Annotated in this window: 14 protein-coding genes; 11 read left to right on the top strand and 3 right to left on the bottom strand. The window is 68.9% G+C overall.

Translation table 11 applies throughout. The features are described 5' to 3' along the window. The 9 genes from OHA88_RS29225 (at position 1) to OHA88_RS29185 (ending at position 9,567) form a co-directional block, all read left to right on the top strand. Positions 1 to 1,161: an acyl-CoA dehydrogenase family protein gene (locus OHA88_RS29225; RefSeq protein ID WP_326603859.1), complete on the top strand. Its 1,161-nt coding sequence runs from the start codon at positions 1 to 3 to the stop codon at positions 1,159 to 1,161. A 94-nt stretch (positions 1,162 to 1,255) separates the two neighbouring features. Beyond that, entirely contained in the window at positions 1,256 to 1,897 is a 642-nt protein-coding gene (locus OHA88_RS29220) for a GNAT family N-acetyltransferase (RefSeq protein ID WP_328627696.1), read from the top strand. After that, on the top strand, positions 1,894 to 2,253 hold the full coding sequence (locus OHA88_RS29215) for a hypothetical protein (protein ID WP_328627695.1): 360 nt from the start codon (positions 1,894 to 1,896) through the stop codon (positions 2,251 to 2,253). Before OHA88_RS29220 ends, OHA88_RS29215 begins: the two co-directional genes overlap by 4 nt. A 113-nt stretch (positions 2,254 to 2,366) precedes the next feature. Beyond that, positions 2,367 to 3,392: an ABC transporter substrate-binding protein gene (locus OHA88_RS29210; protein ID WP_328627694.1), complete on the top strand. Its 1,026-nt coding sequence runs from the start codon at positions 2,367 to 2,369 to the stop codon at positions 3,390 to 3,392. A gap of 136 nt (positions 3,393 to 3,528) precedes the next feature. Beyond that, positions 3,529 to 4,380, top strand: coding sequence for a siderophore-interacting protein (locus OHA88_RS29205; protein WP_328627693.1), 852 nt, complete (start codon positions 3,529 to 3,531; stop codon positions 4,378 to 4,380). Positions 4,381 to 4,537: 157 nt separating this feature from the next. Continuing rightward, positions 4,538 to 5,986, top strand: a complete 1,449-nt coding sequence (locus tag OHA88_RS29200) for a pyridoxal phosphate-dependent decarboxylase family protein (protein WP_328627692.1) — start codon at positions 4,538 to 4,540, stop codon at positions 5,984 to 5,986. Beyond that, positions 5,970 to 7,247 (top strand): lysine N(6)-hydroxylase/L-ornithine N(5)-oxygenase family protein, encoded by a 1,278-nt coding sequence (locus OHA88_RS29195; RefSeq protein WP_328627691.1) that lies wholly within the window; start codon positions 5,970 to 5,972, stop codon positions 7,245 to 7,247. The genes OHA88_RS29200 and OHA88_RS29195 overlap by 17 nt, the downstream gene beginning before the upstream one ends. Next, positions 7,244 to 7,795: a GNAT family N-acetyltransferase gene (locus OHA88_RS29190; protein ID WP_328627690.1), complete on the top strand. Its 552-nt coding sequence runs from the start codon at positions 7,244 to 7,246 to the stop codon at positions 7,793 to 7,795. Before OHA88_RS29195 ends, OHA88_RS29190 begins: the two co-directional genes overlap by 4 nt. Next, positions 7,792 to 9,567 (top strand): IucA/IucC family protein, encoded by a 1,776-nt coding sequence (locus tag OHA88_RS29185; RefSeq protein ID WP_328627689.1) that lies wholly within the window; start codon positions 7,792 to 7,794, stop codon positions 9,565 to 9,567. Before OHA88_RS29190 ends, OHA88_RS29185 begins: the two co-directional genes overlap by 4 nt. A 91-nt stretch (positions 9,568 to 9,658) precedes the next feature. On the opposite strand, the gene OHA88_RS29180 is transcribed toward OHA88_RS29185, so the two are convergent. Next, on the bottom strand, positions 9,659 to 11,296 hold the full coding sequence (locus OHA88_RS29180) for a beta-N-acetylhexosaminidase (RefSeq protein ID WP_328627688.1): 1,638 nt from the start codon (positions 11,294 to 11,296) through the stop codon (positions 9,659 to 9,661). Positions 11,297 to 11,622: 326 nt separating this feature from the next. Here OHA88_RS29180 and OHA88_RS29175 point away from each other — a divergent pair, with 326 nt between their 5' ends. Both OHA88_RS29175 and glmS read left to right on the top strand, forming a co-directional pair. Then, a complete protein-coding gene (locus OHA88_RS29175) occupies positions 11,623 to 11,898 on the top strand; it encodes a hypothetical protein (protein WP_328627687.1) in 276 nt (91 codons plus the stop codon). Between the two features lie 44 nt (positions 11,899 to 11,942). Next, on the top strand, positions 11,943 to 13,772 hold the full coding sequence (glmS, locus tag OHA88_RS29170; RefSeq protein ID WP_267005039.1) for a glutamine--fructose-6-phosphate transaminase (isomerizing): 1,830 nt from the start codon (positions 11,943 to 11,945) through the stop codon (positions 13,770 to 13,772). Positions 13,773 to 13,875: 103 nt separating this feature from the next. Here glmS and OHA88_RS29165 read toward each other — a convergent pair whose 3' ends face one another. Together OHA88_RS29165 and OHA88_RS29160 are read right to left on the bottom strand one after the other, a co-directional pair. Then, the gene (locus OHA88_RS29165) at positions 13,876 to 14,448 is read right to left on the bottom strand and encodes an acetate uptake transporter (RefSeq protein ID WP_328627686.1); all 573 of its coding nucleotides are present in this window, start codon (positions 14,446 to 14,448) and stop codon (positions 13,876 to 13,878) included. 174 nt (positions 14,449 to 14,622) lie between these two features. Then, positions 14,623 to 15,144, bottom strand: coding sequence for a universal stress protein (locus OHA88_RS29160; protein WP_030923407.1), 522 nt, complete (start codon positions 15,142 to 15,144; stop codon positions 14,623 to 14,625). Positions 15,145 to 15,220: the final 76 nt, after the last annotated feature.

The raw sequence follows: 15,220 nt of genomic DNA, 5'->3' as shown, positions 1-15,220 counted from the left end.
ATGCCCCTGGACCACCGGCTGACCGCCGAGCACGAGGAACTGCGCCGCACCGTCGAGGAGTTCGCGCACGACGTGGTCGCCCCGAAGATCGGCGACTTCTACGAGCGCCATGAGTTCCCGTACGAGATCGTGCGTGAGATGGGACGGATGGGCCTGTTCGGGCTGCCGTTCCCGGAGGAGTACGGCGGCATGGGCGGCGACTATCTCGCCCTCGGGATCGCCCTGGAGGAGCTGGCCCGGGTCGACTCGTCCGTGGCGATCACCCTGGAGGCCGGGGTCTCGCTCGGCGCGATGCCGGTCTACCACTTCGGTACGGAGGAGCAGAAGCAGCAGTGGCTGCCCAGGCTCTGCTCGGGCGAGGCGCTCGGCGCGTTCGGGCTGACCGAGCCGGACTGCGGGTCCGACGCGGGCGGCACCCGGACGACGGCCGTACTCGACGGGGACGAGTGGGTGATCAACGGCTCCAAGTGCTTCATCACCAACTCCGGTACGGACATCACCGCACTGGTCACGGTCACGGCGGTGACCGGCCGCAAGGAGAACGGCGCCCCGCTCATCTCGTCGATCATCGTGCCGTCCGGCACCCCGGGCTTCACGGTCGCCGCCCCGTACTCCAAGGTCGGCTGGAACGCCTCGGACACGCGCGAGCTGTCCTTCGCCGACGTGCGGGTCCCGGCGGCGAACCTGCTGGGTGAGGAGGGCCGCGGGTACGCGCAGTTCCTGCGGATCCTGGACGAGGGGCGGATCGCGATCTCCGCGCTGTCCACGGGTCTGGCGCAGGGCTGTGTGGACGAGTCGGTGAAGTACGCCAAGGAGCGGCACGCGTTCGGCCGGCCGATCGGCGCCAACCAGGCCATCCAGTTCAAGCTCGCGGACATGGAGATGCGGGCGCACATGGCCCGGATCGGCTGGCGGGACGCGGCGTCGAGGCTCGTGCACGGCGAACCGTTCAAGAAGGAGGCGGCGCTCGCCAAGCTGTACTCGTCGACGGTGGCGGTGGACAACGCGCGCGAGGCGACGCAGATCCACGGCGGCTACGGCTTCATGAACGAGTACCCGGTGGCACGGATGTGGCGTGACTCCAAGATCCTGGAGATCGGCGAGGGAACGAGCGAGGTGCAGCGGATGCTGATCGCGCGGGAGCTGGGGCTGCCGGCCTGAGGCGTGTCCGGGGGACCCCGGGGGGCGGCTGCCGGATTCCTGCCGGCGGGCAATTCGTTCGACAGGGCCGGGGCCGCCCCGGCAGAGTCTGTTCATGGACCGCCGTCACTGGCCCCTCTACGGGCTCCGCATCCGCACGCCCCGCCTGGAACTTCGGCTTCCGGACCTGGAGTTGCTCGACGACCTCTCGACGGTCGCCGCCGACGGGGTGCATGCGCCGGACACCATGCCGTTCACCGTCCCCTGGACCGACGGCCCGCCCGCCGAGCGCGGCCGGGCCGTGTACCAGCACGTGCTGGGCACCGTCGCCAACTGGTCGGTGCGGAACTGGGCGTTGAGCCTCGCTGTGCTGCACGAGGGCAAGGTGGTCGGCCGGCAGGACCTGGCGGCGGCCGACTTCGCGGTGACCGGTGAGGTCAGCACCGGTTCGTGGCTGGGGCTGGCGCACCAGGGGCAGGGCATAGGCACCGAGATGCGGGCCGCCGTGCTGCATCTGGCGTTCGCCGGTCTCGGCGCCCGGACCGCGACCTCGTCGGCGATGACCGACAACCCGCGTTCGCTGGGCGTCTCGCGCCGGCTCGGCTATCTGCCGGACGGGCTCGAGGTGGCCGCCCTGCGGGGCGCTCCCGTGACCCTGCAGCGGCTGCGGATCGACCGCGACCGCTGGGCGGGGTACCGGACCGTCGACGTGCGGATCGAGGGACTCGACGCGTGCCGGAAGGACTTCGGCGGATGACGCTCCTGGTACACACCTTCGTGCGGGGCAGGAGCGGCAGGCCGCACCTTCTCGACGATCCCCCGGACGGCAGCGACATGGCCGGGTTCGAGAGCTGCCGGACCGATCTGTGGGGGTCGGGGCGGGTCCGGGCGCTAGGGGCCCGGTTCCTGCCCGAGCTCGCGTCCTGCGACCTGTACGTCGAGCCGGAGGACATCGAGGAGTTCCTCGACGAGTGCGCGCTGCTGCGCCCGCACGCGGCGGCACTCGACGCGCACTGCGGCTACCGCGAAGGCTATGTGGCCGAGCGCCTGGCCAACATCACCGCGGCGGCCCGGCGGGCCCAGGACGTGGGTGGCGGAGTTCTCGTCTGGTAGCCGGGCCGGCGGCCCATGGCAGGGCACCCTCTGGACAGTTGATGAGGTTAGGCTAACCTATCTTCGAACTCGTCAGCGGGCGCCCACCGGCGCGTACGAAAGCAGACACACCCATGCCCAAGGTCCGGACCACCTCCCTCTCCCGTCGCGGCCTCCTGGCCGCCGGCGGCGCCGTCGGTCTCGGCGCCGTGCTCGCAGCCTGCGGCGAAGAAAAGAAAGGCTCCGGCTCGGGTTCGAGCTCCGAGAAGTCCGGCCCGTGGACGTTCAAGGACGACCGCGGTCTGACCGCGAAGGCCAAGTCGACTCCGAAGAACATCGTCGCCTTCACCGGTGTCGCCGCCGCACTCCACGACTACGGCATCGAGGTCAAGGGCGTCTTCGGCCCGACGAAGACCAAGGACGGCAAGGCCGATGTGCAGGCCGGCGACCTCGACGTCAGCAAGGTCGAGATCCTCGGCAACGTCTGGGGCGAATTCAACGTCGAGAAGTACGCGGCGCTCGGCCCGGAGCTGCTCGTCACCGCCATGTGGGAGAAGGACGCCCTCTGGTACGTGCCGGACGAGTCCAAGGACAAGATCCTCAAGCTGGCCCCGAGCGTCGCGCTGTGGGCCGCCCAGACCACCATCCCCAAGGCCATCCAGCGCCACGAGGACCTCGCCGCGTCCCTGGGCGCCGACGTCAAGGCCGCCGAGATCACCGCCGCCAAGGCCCGCTTCGAGAAGGCCGCGGCCCGGCTGCGCGCCGCCGCCAAGTCCAAGCCGAACATCAAGGTCATGATCGGCTCGGCCAGCCAGGACCTCTTCTACGTCTCGCTCGCCAAGACGTCCGCGGACACCCTGTACTTCCAGGAACTGGGCGTGAAGTTCGTCGAGCCGAAGGTCAACGCCGCAGGCTTCTTCGAGGAGCTGAGCTGGGAGAACGTCGACAAGTACGACGCCGACATCATCATGATGGACAACCGCTCCTCGGCCCTGCAGCCCGACGCCCTGACGTCCAAGCCGACCTGGGTCCAGCTGCCCGCCGTGAAGGCCGGTCAGGTCATCCCGCGTACCACCGAACCGATCTACTCGTACGACAAGTGCGCGCCGATCCTTGAGGACCTCGCGAAGGCCATCGAGGACGCCAAGAAGGCCGGCTGACGCACCGGAAGCGCTCCGGAGCCATTCCGGAACCGCTCATCGCAGCAACCCAGTACCGGCCCGGCCCGGCCGGGATCTTCCCGGCCGGGCCGGGCCGCGTCACCGACGCTTCCCGGTTCCTGGAAGGAGCCCTCGTATGACGACCGCCGCCGCTCCCCCCATCGCCCCCTTCCGGTTTTTCGGCCTGACGGTCGTCCGGACCAGGCGGCTGGGGCCGTCCATGCTCCGGATCACCTTCGGCGGGCCGGGACTCGACGGCTTCGCCGCCGGGGGCCGGGATCAGAGTCTGTCGCTGTTCCTGCCGCACCCCGGCCAGCCGGAACCAGTCGTTCCGGTCGATGAGAACGGTGACTGGTTCGACGCCTGGCGGGCCTTGCCCGAGGATGTCCGGGCCGTCATGCGCTCGTACACGGTCCGCGCGCAGCGCGGCGGCCCCGACGGTTCGACCGAGATCGATATCGACTTCGCGCTGCACGAGGACGGGGGCCCGGCCTGCCGCTGGGCCGCCGGCGCCGCCCCCGGCGATCTCCTCAAGGCGCTCGGACCGGCCGTCGAGGACAACACGGCCGTCCGCTTCCGGCCCCCTCAGGACACCGACTGGGTGCTGATCTGGGCCGACGAGACGGCGCTGCCCGCTGCGTCCGCGGCCCTGGAGTGGCTGCCGGCCGGCATGCGGGCCCGGGTCTGGCTGGAGGTCCAGCACACCGAGGACCGCCAGGCGCTCAACACCGCGGCCCGCGCCCGGATCAGCTGGCTCGTCCGGGACGAGGGCGCACCGTCCGCCGTGGACGCCGTGCGCGCCGCGGAACTGCCCGAGGGGACCGGGTACGTCTGGATCGCGGGCGAGTCGTCGAACGTACGGGCGCTGCGTCGCCATCTCGTGCAGGAGCGTCAATTCGACCGCAGGCGCATCACGTTCGTCGGCTACTGGCGCCGTGGACTGAGCGAGGAGCAGCTGCGCGCGGAAGCGGCCACCGAGGACGCGTAAGGGCATGTGATTCGGACAACTTCTGCGTCCCACGGGGGGCGAGGGAACAACGCGACGTGAAGTTAGGTTAGGCTTACCTTACTTCGGCATCGCGCCCTCGCCCCCTCTTCTGTCCTGAGGGCCCGATGAAGTTCCCCGCATCCGGGAGGACCCCTTCATGCGTTCGCACCTGCTCAATGACACAACTGCGGAGCACTACCGTCGCTCCGTCACCGCAGGAGTCGAACGGGTCGCAGCCAAACTCGCCGCCACCGACCGGCCGTTCACCGGGATCTCCGTCGACGAGCTCTCCCCGGTCGTCGACGCGATCGATCTGGACCGGCCGCTGGGCGATGCGTCCGCCGCCCTCGACGAGCTCGACCGCGTCTATCTCCGTGACGCCGTCTACTTCCACCACCCCCGCTACCTGGGGCATCTCAACTGCCCCGTGGTGATCCCCGCCGTCCTCGGCGAGGCCGTGCTCTCGGCCGTCAACTCCTCGCTGGACACCTGGGACCAGAGCGCGGGCGGAACCCTCATCGAGCGCCGGCTGATCGACTGGACCGCGGCCCGGATCGGCCTCGGACCGGCCGCCGACGGCATCTTCACCAGCGGCGGCACACAGTCCAACCTGCAGGCCCTGCTGCTCGCCCGCGAAGAGGCCAAGTCCCGCCCGGAGCACTTCAACCGGCTGCGCATCTTCACCTCCGAGTGCAGCCACTTCAGCGTCCAGAAGTCGGCGAAACTCCTCGGCCTCGGACCGGACTCCGTCGTCTCCGTCCCCGTCGACCAGAACAAGCGCATGCAGACCATGGCCCTCGCCCGCGCGCTCGAGCAGTGCGTCGCCGAGGGCGCCGTCCCGATGGCGGTCGTCGCCACCGCGGGCACCACGGACTTCGGCTCCATCGACCCGCTGCCCGAGATCGCCGCGCTCTGCGAGCAGTTCTCCACCTGGATGCATGTCGACGCCGCGTACGGCTGCGGACTGCTGGCCTCGCGCGAGCGCCGTCACCTCCTCGACGGCATCGAGCACGCCGACTCGGTCACCGTGGACTACCACAAGTCCTTCTTCCAGCCCGTGAGTTCCTCGGCCGTGCTGGTCCGGGACCGGGCGACGCTGCGGCACGCCACGTACCACGCGGAGTACCTCAACCCGCAGCGGATGGCCGAGGAGCGCATCCCCAACCAGGTCGACAAGTCCCTGCAGACCACCCGCAGATTCGACGCCCTCAAGCTGTGGATGACCCTGCGCGTCATGGGCGCGGACGGCATCGGCGAACTCTTCGACGAGGTCTGCGACCTGGCCGCCGAGGGCTGGCGGCTGCTCACCGCCGACCCGCGCTTCGACGTCGTCGTCGAGCCGCAGCTGTCCACACTGGTGTTCCGCTGCATCCCGGCCGCCGTCACCGCCCCCGCCGAGATCGACCGGGCCAACCTCTACGCCCGCAAGGCTCTCTTCGCCTCCGGCGAGGCCGTCGTCGCCGGGACCAAGGTGGGCGGTCGCCAGTACCTGAAATTCACCCTGCTCAACCCCGAAACGACCGCGCGGGACATCGCCGCGGTCCTCGACCTGATCGCCGGCCACGCCGAGCAGTACCTGGGAGACTCCCTTGACCGCGCTTCCTGACCCCCACGACTTCATCGGGATCGGCCTCGGCCCGTTCAATCTCGGCCTCGCCTGCCTGACCGAGCCCATCGACGAACTCAGCGGTGTGTTCCTGGAGTCCAAGCCGGACTTCGAGTGGCACGCCGGGATGTTCCTCGAAGGCGCCCATCTCCAGACGCCGTTCATGTCGGACCTGGTGACGATGGCCGACCCCACCTCGCCGTACTCCTTCCTCAACTACCTCAAGGAACGCGGCCGGCTGTACTCCTTCTACATCCGGGAGAACTTCTACCCGCTGCGGACCGAGTACAACGACTACTGCCGGTGGGCCGCCGCCAAACTGAGCAGCGTCCGCTTCAACGAGACCGTCGAGTCCGTCACGTACGACGAGAACACCGCCCTTTACACCGTGGCCACCGCCGACGGTGGTCTCTTCCGCGCCAGGCATCTGGTGCTCGGCACGGGGACCCCCGCGTACATTCCGGAGGCCTGCCAGGACCTGGGCGGCGACTTCCTGCACAACTCCCGCTACCTGGACGGAAAAGCCGCCCTTCAGGCGAAGAAGTCCATCACCCTCGTCGGCAGCGGGCAGAGCGCGGCGGAGATCTACTACGACCTGCTCTCCGAGATCGATGTGCACGGCTACCGGCTGAACTGGGTGACACGTTCACCGCGGTTCTTCCCGCTGGAGTACACCAAGCTGACGCTGGAGATGACCTCCCCGGAGTACATCGACTACTTCCACGCGCTGCCCGAGCAGACCCGCTACGGGCTGGAGTCCGGCCAGAAGGGCCTCTTCAAGGGCATCGACTCGGAGCTGATCGACGCGATCTTCGATCTGCTCTACCAGAAGAACCTGCCCGGCCCCGTCCCCACCCGGCTCCTGACCAACTCCGCTTTGAACAGTGCGAGCTACGAGGAGTCCAGCGGTACGTACACCCTTGCCCTGCGCCAGGAGGAGCAGGGCAAGGACTACACCCTCGACACCGAGGGCCTGATCCTCGCCACCGGCTACCGCTACACCCCGCCCGCCTTCCTGGAGCCGATCACCGACCGGCTGCGCCACGACAGCCGGGGCCGCTTCGACGTGGCCCGCAACTACTCCATCGACACCACCGGGCGCGGCGTCTTCCTTCAGAACGCGGGCACGCACACCCACTCGATCACCTCGCCCGACCTGGGCATGGGTGCCTACCGCAACGCGTACATCATCGGCGAACTGCTCGGCCGTGAGTACTACCCGGTCGAGAAGTCCATCGCCTTCCAGGAGTTCGCCGTATGACCACCGACCTCGGCACCTTCACGGTCCGCGCCCTCGCCCCTCTCGCCGACGCCGAGATGGTGCACGGCTGGGTCACCCACCCCAAGGCCTCCTTCTGGCTGATGGGCGACGCCAGGCTCGAGGACGTCGAGAGGGAGTACATGGCGATCGCCGCCCACCCGCACCACGACGCGTTCATAGGACTGCGCAACGGTGAGCCCGCCTTCCTGATGGAGCGGTACGACCCCACCGAGGTGGAGCTCAAGGGCCTGTACGAGGCCGAGCCCGGCGACATCGGTATGCACTTCCTGGTAGCCCCGTCCGACACCCCGCTGCACGGCTTCACCCGCGCCGTGATCACCGCCGTGATGGAGACACTCTTCGCCGACCCGTCGGTACGCCGTGTCGTCGTCGAGCCGGACGTACGCAACAGCGCGGTGCACGCACTCAACAAGGCCGTCGGCTTCGAGGTTCTCCGGGAGATCACCAAGCCGGAGAAGACCGCCCTGCTCAGCGCCTGCACCCGGGAGCAGTTCGAGGCCGCTCGGCGCGAAGGGACCGCCCGATGACCACGACCACAGACGCCGTCGCGCACCTCACCCCCGCACACTGGGCCTCCGCCAACCGGCAGCTCATCCGCAAGGCTCTCGCCGAGTTCGCCCATGAGCGGCTGCTGACCCCCGAACCGCTCGGGGGCGACCGCTATGCCGTACACAGCGACGACACGGCGACCGAGTACCGCTTCACCGCCCGGCTCTTCGCGCTCGACCACTGGCAGATCGACGCGGCATCCGTCACCCGCCACCGGCACGGCCAGGAACTCCCCCTGGACGCGCTGGAGTTCTTCATCGAACTGCGCGAGACGCTCGGCCTCTCGGCGGAGATCCTGCCGGTCTACCTGGAGGAGATCTCCTCCACGCTGGCCGGAACCGCGTACAAACTGACCAAGGAGCCGGTGACCTCCGCCGAGCTCGTCGCCGCCGGCTTCCAGGCGATCGAGACGGGCATGACCGAGGGCCACCCCTGCTTCGTCGCCAACAACGGACGGCTCGGCTTCGGTGTCGACGAGTACCGCGCGTACGCCCCCGAGGCGGCGAGCGAGATCCGGCTGGTCTGGCTCGCCGCCCGCCGCGACCGCGCCACCTTCACAGCGGGCGCCGGTCTCGACTACCCCACGCTGATCGCCGGAGAACTGAGCGAGGAGACCCGGGCCCGGTTCGCGGCCACGATGACCGGCCTCGGTCTCGACCTCGACGACTACCTGCTGATCCCCGTCCACCCCTGGCAGTGGTGGAACAAGCTGGCCGTCACCTTCGCCGGAGAACTCGCCCAGCACCATCTGATCTGCCTCGGGGAGGGCGACGACAGCTACCTCGCCCAGCAGTCGATCCGCACGTTCTTCAACACCAGCAACCCGGACAAGCACTACGTCAAGACGGCGCTGTCCGTCCTCAACATGGGCTTCATGCGCGGGCTCTCCGCCGCGTACATGGAAGCGACGCCCGCGATCAACGACTGGCTCGCCGGGCTGATAGAGCGCGACGAGGTGCTGCGCGCGGCGCGGTTCTCGATCATCCGGGAGCGGGCGGCCATCGGCTACCACCACCGGGCGTACGAGGCGGCCACCGCCAAGGGCTCCCCGTACCTGAAAATGCTCGCCGCGCTCTGGCGGGAGAGCCCGGTGCCGGGCCTGGCAGCCGGCGAACGGGTCGCGACCATGGCCTCGCTCGTCCACACCGACCACGAGGGCAACTCCGTCGCGGGCGCGCTGATCGCCGAATCGGGACTGGCACCCGCCGCGTGGCTGCGACGCTATCTGGACGCCTATCTGGTGCCGGTGCTGCACAGCTTCTACGCGTACGACCTGGTGTACATGCCGCACGGCGAGAACGTCATCCTGGTCGTCGAGGACGGGGTCGTCACCCGCACGGTGTTCAAGGACATCGCCGAGGAGATCGCGGTCATGGACCCGGACGCGGTGCTGCCGCCGCAGGTCGAGCGGATCCGCGCCGAGGTCCCCGACGACATGAAACTGCTGTCGGTGTTCACCGACGTCTTCGACTGCTTCTTCCGCTTCCTGGCCGCCGGGCTCGCCACCGAGTCGGTCCTCGACGAGGACACCTTCTGGCGGACGGTCGCCGAGTGCGTGTCCGGCTACCAGGAGTCGGTGCCGCAGCTCGCCGACAAGTTCAAGCAGTACGACATGTTCACCGACGAGTTCGCGCTGTCCTGCCTGAACCGGCTGCAGCTGCGCAACAACAAGCAGATGGTCGACCTCACGGACCCGTCGGGGGCACTGCAACTGATCGGCACCCTGAGGAACCCGATCGCGGGGTTCTAGATCGTTGCCCCGATCGCCGGACGGGCCCGAAGAATCGGGCCCGTCCGGTGATCATCGAGGACAGAGGCGTCAGCCGGACCGCCCGGTCACCTCACTTCGCGGGCCACGGCACCTGCGCCGACCGGTAGTAGTCGATCCCCAGCGCCGAGAACCTCGGGCCCTGAGCGGCCAGCCGCACCTTGTACGCGTCCCAGTCATGCGTGGCCGCCGGCGACCAGCCCAGCTCCGCGACGCCCGGCAGCCGCGGGAACGCCATCTGCTCGATCTCGTCGCTGTTGGTCAGCGTCTCCGACCAGATCGGCGCCTCGACACCGAGGACGGAGCTCTCCGGGGCGCCCTCGAGATACGTGCCGGGGTTCCAGTCGTACGAACGCTGCACCTCGACATAGCCGGCCCAGGCCAGCCCCAGCGCGGTGTCCTTGTTGTACTTCATGTCGAGATAGAGCCGGTCCGCCGGGGACAGCACCAGCTTCGTGCCGTTCTTCGCGGCGTCCGCCACCTGCTTGCGCTCGGCGGCACCCGTCTCGTCGTAACCCCAGTACTGGGCGACCGCCCCCGCGACCGGCGTGGCCCCGGTCAGCTGGTGCCAGCCGACCACGGTCTTGCCGTACTTGCCGACGATGGCCTGCGCCTTGTTCATGAACGCCACATAGTCGTCGTGGCTGGTGGAATGCGCCTCGTCGCCGCCGATGTGGAGGTACTTGCCGGGGGTGAGCGCGGCCAGCTCACGGACCACGTCGTTCACGAAGTCGTAGGTGATGGCCTTCGGCGCGCACAGCGAGCTGAAACCGACGTTCGTGCCGGTGTAGAGCGGCGGCGCGACGCCGTTGCAGTTCAGCTCGGCGTACGAGGCGAGTGCCGCGTTCGTGTGGCCCGGCAGATCGATCTCCGGCACGACCTCCAGATAGCGCGAGGCCGCGTAGCGGATGATCTCCTTGTAGTCGCTCTTCGTGTAGTAGCCGCCGGCTCCACCGCCGACCTCCGTCTGCCCGCCGTACGTGGCGAGCCGCGGCCAGGAATCTATGGCGATGCGCCAGCCCTGGTCGTCGGAGAGATGCAGATGGAATTTGTTCATCTTGTAGAGGGCCAGCTGGTCGATGTAGCGCTTGACCTCGGTGACGGAGAAGAAGTGCCGGGAGACATCGAGCATCGCGCCGCGGTACGCATAGCGCGGCGCGTCCGTGACCGTGCCGCCCGCAACCTTCCAGGGGCCCGCCTGACGGCTCTTCTTCTCCACATCGGCCGGGAGCAGCTGACGCAGTGTCTGAACTCCGTGGAAGAGTCCTGCCGGGCGGCGCGCGGTGATGGTGACGGATCCGCGGCCGGACTTCAGCGTGTAGCCCTCCGCGCCCAGCTTGCTGTTGTGGGAGCCGAGCCGCAGCCGGATGCCGTCGCTGCCGCCGCTGCCGGTGACCGGCAGGGCGTACCCGGTGGAGGGGCGCAGCACGCCCGCCAGATAGTCGCCGATCTTCCGGGCCTCGCTGGAGCCGTGGTCGATGCGGATCTTCGTTCCCGCGGTGATGACGTACGGGGATCCGCCCGCCCTCGCTTCGGCGGGGGCGGGCACGATCTGCCCGAGCGGACGGGGCGCGGCGGAGGCGGTCGGGCCGATGCTCGCCGCCGCCGCTCCCGGAGCCGCGCCGGCACTGGAGATACCGGCCGCTGTGACGAGCAGCAGCGAGCCGAGAAGACGGGGAAGGGCGGTGCGCTGTGTCCTGTGCAGTCTCACAAGCCGGGTCCCTTTCGACGGGTTCACACCTGTGGATCTCCTGAGAAACGAACCATCACCATGCGTATCGTGCGGCCCACGCGTGGTCAAGGTGTAGACCACTTCCCCCTTTTGCGGCCGACGGAATCTGACGTACGGCGGAAATCATCCGGTCGGGAAGGGGCCCGGACCCTGCAGCGACCATGAGCAACGTCGCGATCACACGGAGCGATTTCGAGCTCCCTCGACGCCACCCAGGGCGCCCCGGGGAGTGCAATTGCACTCACGCCTGCCCGAAATCGGGCAGAATTGTTGCGTACGGCCTTCATCCACCGCAATATCGACGAGTGCTCGAACGCCGTCCGTCGCATGACGACCTCATCGATCACCTGGTGCGCTCCACCTCGCTTCAGCGCGGGGAAGCAGCCCGGGTGATCCTCGACGTGCTGGCGTACTTCGACGAGACGACCGACGACTTCGTGCGCCGCCGCCACCGGGAACTGCAGTCCGGCGGCCTGGTGAACACGGAGATCTTCGAACGGATCGCGGCCGAGCTGCCGCACCGGGCGGTCGCGCCACCGGAGCTGTCGCTCCGCCAGCTGCGCCGCATCGTCTACGGCTGAACAACGGGCACTCACAAGTACGTCGATGGAGGGGCAGAGACCATATGTGCGGAATCGTCGGATACATCGGGAAGCGTGACGTGGCTCCGCTGCTGCTGGAAGGTCTGCAGCGGCTGGAGTACCGGGGTTACGACTCCGCGGGCATCGTCATCACAGGCAAGGCGTCGGCCGGGAAGCCCGCCGCGCTGAAGATGGTCAAGGCGAAGGGCCGGGTCCGCGAGCTGGAGTCCCGTATCCCCAAGCGCTTCACCGGCACCACCGGTATCGCCCACACCCGCTGGGCCACCCACGGCGCCCCGAGCGACGAGAACGCGCACCCGCACCTGGACGCCGACCACAAGGTCGCCGTCGTCCACAACGGCATCATCGACAACGCCTCCGAGCTCCGTGCGAAGCTCGTCGCCGACGGCGTCGTCTTCCTCTCCGAGACCGACACCGAGGTACTGGTCCACCTGGTCGCCCGCGCGCAGGCGGACACTCTGGAGGAGAAGGTCCGCGAGGCCCTGCGCTCGATCGAGGGCACGTACGGCATCGCCGTCATGCACGCCGACTTCAACGACCGCATCGTCGTCGCCCGCAACGGCTCCCCGGTCGTCCTCGGCATCGGCGAGAAGGAGATGTTCGTCGCCTCCGACGTCGCCGCGCTGGTCACCCACACCCGCCAGGTCGTCACCCTCGACGACGGCGAGATGGCCACCCTCAAGGCCGACGACTTCCGTACGTACACCACCGAGGGCTCCAGCACGACGGCCACGCCGACCACCGTGGAGTGGGAGGCCGAGTCGTACGACATGGGCGGCCACGACACGTACATGCACAAGGAGATCTCCGAGCAGGCCGACGCCGTCGACCGGGTGCTGCGCGGCCGGATCGACGACCGGTTCTCCACCGTCCACCTGGGCGGTCTCAACCTGGACGCCCGCGAGGCGCGCGGGGTCCGCCGGATCAAGATCCTGGGCTGCGGCACCTCGTACCACGCGGGCCAGATCGGCGCCCAGCTGATCGAGGAGCTGGCCCGTATCCCCGCGGACGCCGAACCCGCCTCCGAGTTCCGCTACCGCAACCCGGTCGTCGACCCCGACACCCTGTACGTCGCGGTCTCCCAGTCCGGCGAGACCTACGACGTACTGGCCGCCGTCCAGGAGCTCAAGCGCAAGGGCGCCCGCGTCCTCGGCGTGGTCAACGTGGTCGGCTCGGCGATCGCCCGGGAGGCCGACGGCGGTACGTACGTCCACGCGGGCCCCGAGGTCTGTGTCGTCTCCACCAAGTGCTTCACCAATACGGTGGTCGCGTTCGCACTGCTCGCCCTGCACCTCGGCCGGATCCGCGACCTGTCGGTCGCCGACGGCAAGCGGATCATCGAGGGTCTGCGCAGGCTGCCCGCCCAGATCACCGAGATCCTCGAGAACGAGGACGAGATCAAGAAGCTGGCCGCGGAGTACGCGGACGCCAAGTCGATGATGTTCATCGGCCGGGTGCGCGGCTACCCCGTCGCCCGTGAGGCCTCGCTGAAGCTCAAGGAGGTCTCGTACATCCACGCCGAGGCCTACCCGGCGTCCGAGCTGAAGCACGGCCCGCTGGCCTTGATCGAGCCCGCGATGCCGACGGTCGCGATCGTGCCGGACGACGAGCTGCTGGAGAAGAACCGCGCCGCGATGGAGGAGATCAAGGCCCGCAGCGGCCGGATCCTCGCGGTCGCCCACCAGGTGCAGGAGAAGGCCGACCACACCATCGTCGTACCGAAGAACGAGAACGAGCTGGACCCGATCCTGATGGGCATCCCGCTCCAGCTCTTCGCGTACCACACGGCGCTGGCCATGGGCCGCGACATCGACAAGCCGCGGAACCTCGCGAAGTCCGTCACGGTCGAGTAGCACGCGCGGCAGTACGCCGGACAGGGAGCGGCCCCGCACCACGCCACCACGGGTGCGGGGTCGCTCTCTCGCGTCGGCCGGGTCGCACCGGCCGACGGCTGCCTCAGCCGGTGGCCGTCACACCTCGGCCGGCAGCGCGCTTCGGGAGCACCGTCGGCCATTTGGCCAGCGCCGCCGTCGCCCCGTACCAGGCGGCGAGACCGGCCACCGCGGCGAGCCAGCCGCCGACCTTGCCGAGCCCGTCACTGTCGGCGAACTGCCCGACGCCCAGGAGCAGAAGCCCCAGGAAGAGCAGTCCGTACATCCCCTGGGCGAGCCGACCGCCGCCGGCCGACCCGAGGGCCAGGCTCAGTGCGAACAGCGCCCAGAGCAGCAGGAACAGGCCCGCCGCGTGACTGGAGACTTGGGCACCGGCACCGGTGCCCCAGGTGAACCAGAAGGCGCCGAGTCCGACGAAGGCCGTGCCGGTGAAACCGCTACCGGCGCGGAACTCCAGCAGTCCGGCGACGAACAGGGCTATACCGCCGACATACAGCGCGAGCGAGACGGCGTCGGCCGCCGTCACACCGTCGATGACCCCGGTGTGACCGATGCCGAACGCCAACAGGGTGAGTCCCAGGGCGAGATGGCCGAGGGTGGAGGTGCTGCTGTTTCCCGCAGAGACGTCATTGTCCACGGCGGGCTCCCTTCAAGGCAGTGGTGCTGTTTCCAGTGACCCTTATGTACCCTTCACAAGCGCACAATCCACCTCTACGGGTGAGTAGGTTGCCTGTTTCCGACAGCGAGTTGACGCCACGTCGGAGAACGAGGGAGCGGCGAGGGATCGCCGAGGGTCCGCCAGGAGATCGCGCTAGGGAATGACCACGACCGGGCGTTGCGCGCGCCGAGCCAGCCGCCCCGCCACCGAGCCGAAGATCCGGCCGACGATGCCGTGCGTGGAGCCGACGACGATCGCGTCGGCCGAGTACTCCCGGCCCACGTCCTCCAGCTCGTGGCAGATGTCGCCGCCCCGCTCGACGAGCACCCACGGCACCTCGGAGAGGTAGTCCGCACAGGCGAGCTCCAGCCCGAGGACCTCGGTGCGGTGGTCGGGCACGTCGACGAAGACGGGCGGCTCACAGCCTGCCCAGACCGTGGTCGGCAGGCGGTTGGCGACATGGACGATGATCAGGCCGGAACCTGATCTCCGGGCCATCCCGATGGCATAGGCGAGGGCTCGCTCACTGGACGTGGAGCCGTCGAAGCCGACCACGACCCCATGCCGGAAGGCGGGATCGCAGGAATGGCGTGTTTCTTCGACCGCCTGCTGGTCCGACAGAGGGTCGGCTACCTGCTTGCGGTCCGCGGGTTCGGGGATTTCGTGACCGGCCATCGGTGTCTCGGCGAAGAGAGTCCTCGTGAGGAGTGAGCGGCTTGGGGAAGGTGTATCAGCGGGCGGTGATGCGGTG

The organism is Streptomyces sp. NBC_00353 (assembly GCF_036108815.1).
Taxonomy (GTDB): domain Bacteria; phylum Actinomycetota; class Actinomycetes; order Streptomycetales; family Streptomycetaceae; genus Streptomyces.
The sequence above is the reverse complement of the archived record's forward strand: the minus strand, read 5'-3'. Positions and strand labels throughout refer to the sequence as shown.

Bases quoted from the DNA above. Each gene is read 5' to 3' on its own strand.
- OHA88_RS29185 (WP_328627689.1), top strand. From the start codon at position 7,792: ATGACCACGACCACAGACGCCGTCGCGCACCTCACCCCCGCACACTGG.
- glmS (WP_267005039.1), top strand. From the start codon at position 11,943: ATGTGCGGAATCGTCGGATACATCGGGAAGCGTGACGTGGCTCCGCTG.
- OHA88_RS29225 (WP_326603859.1), top strand. From the start codon at position 1: ATGCCCCTGGACCACCGGCTGACCGCCGAGCACGAGGAACTGCGCCGC.
- OHA88_RS29160 (WP_030923407.1), bottom strand. From the start codon at position 15,144: ATGGCCGGTCACGAAATCCCCGAACCCGCGGACCGCAAGCAGGTAGCC.
- OHA88_RS29220 (WP_328627696.1), top strand. From the start codon at position 1,256: ATGGACCGCCGTCACTGGCCCCTCTACGGGCTCCGCATCCGCACGCCC.
- OHA88_RS29205 (WP_328627693.1), top strand. From the start codon at position 3,529: ATGACGACCGCCGCCGCTCCCCCCATCGCCCCCTTCCGGTTTTTCGGC.
- OHA88_RS29210 (WP_328627694.1), top strand. From the start codon at position 2,367: ATGCCCAAGGTCCGGACCACCTCCCTCTCCCGTCGCGGCCTCCTGGCC.
- OHA88_RS29200 (WP_328627692.1), top strand. From the start codon at position 4,538: ATGCGTTCGCACCTGCTCAATGACACAACTGCGGAGCACTACCGTCGC.
- OHA88_RS29215 (WP_328627695.1), top strand. From the start codon at position 1,894: ATGACGCTCCTGGTACACACCTTCGTGCGGGGCAGGAGCGGCAGGCCG.
- OHA88_RS29190 (WP_328627690.1), top strand. From the start codon at position 7,244: ATGACCACCGACCTCGGCACCTTCACGGTCCGCGCCCTCGCCCCTCTC.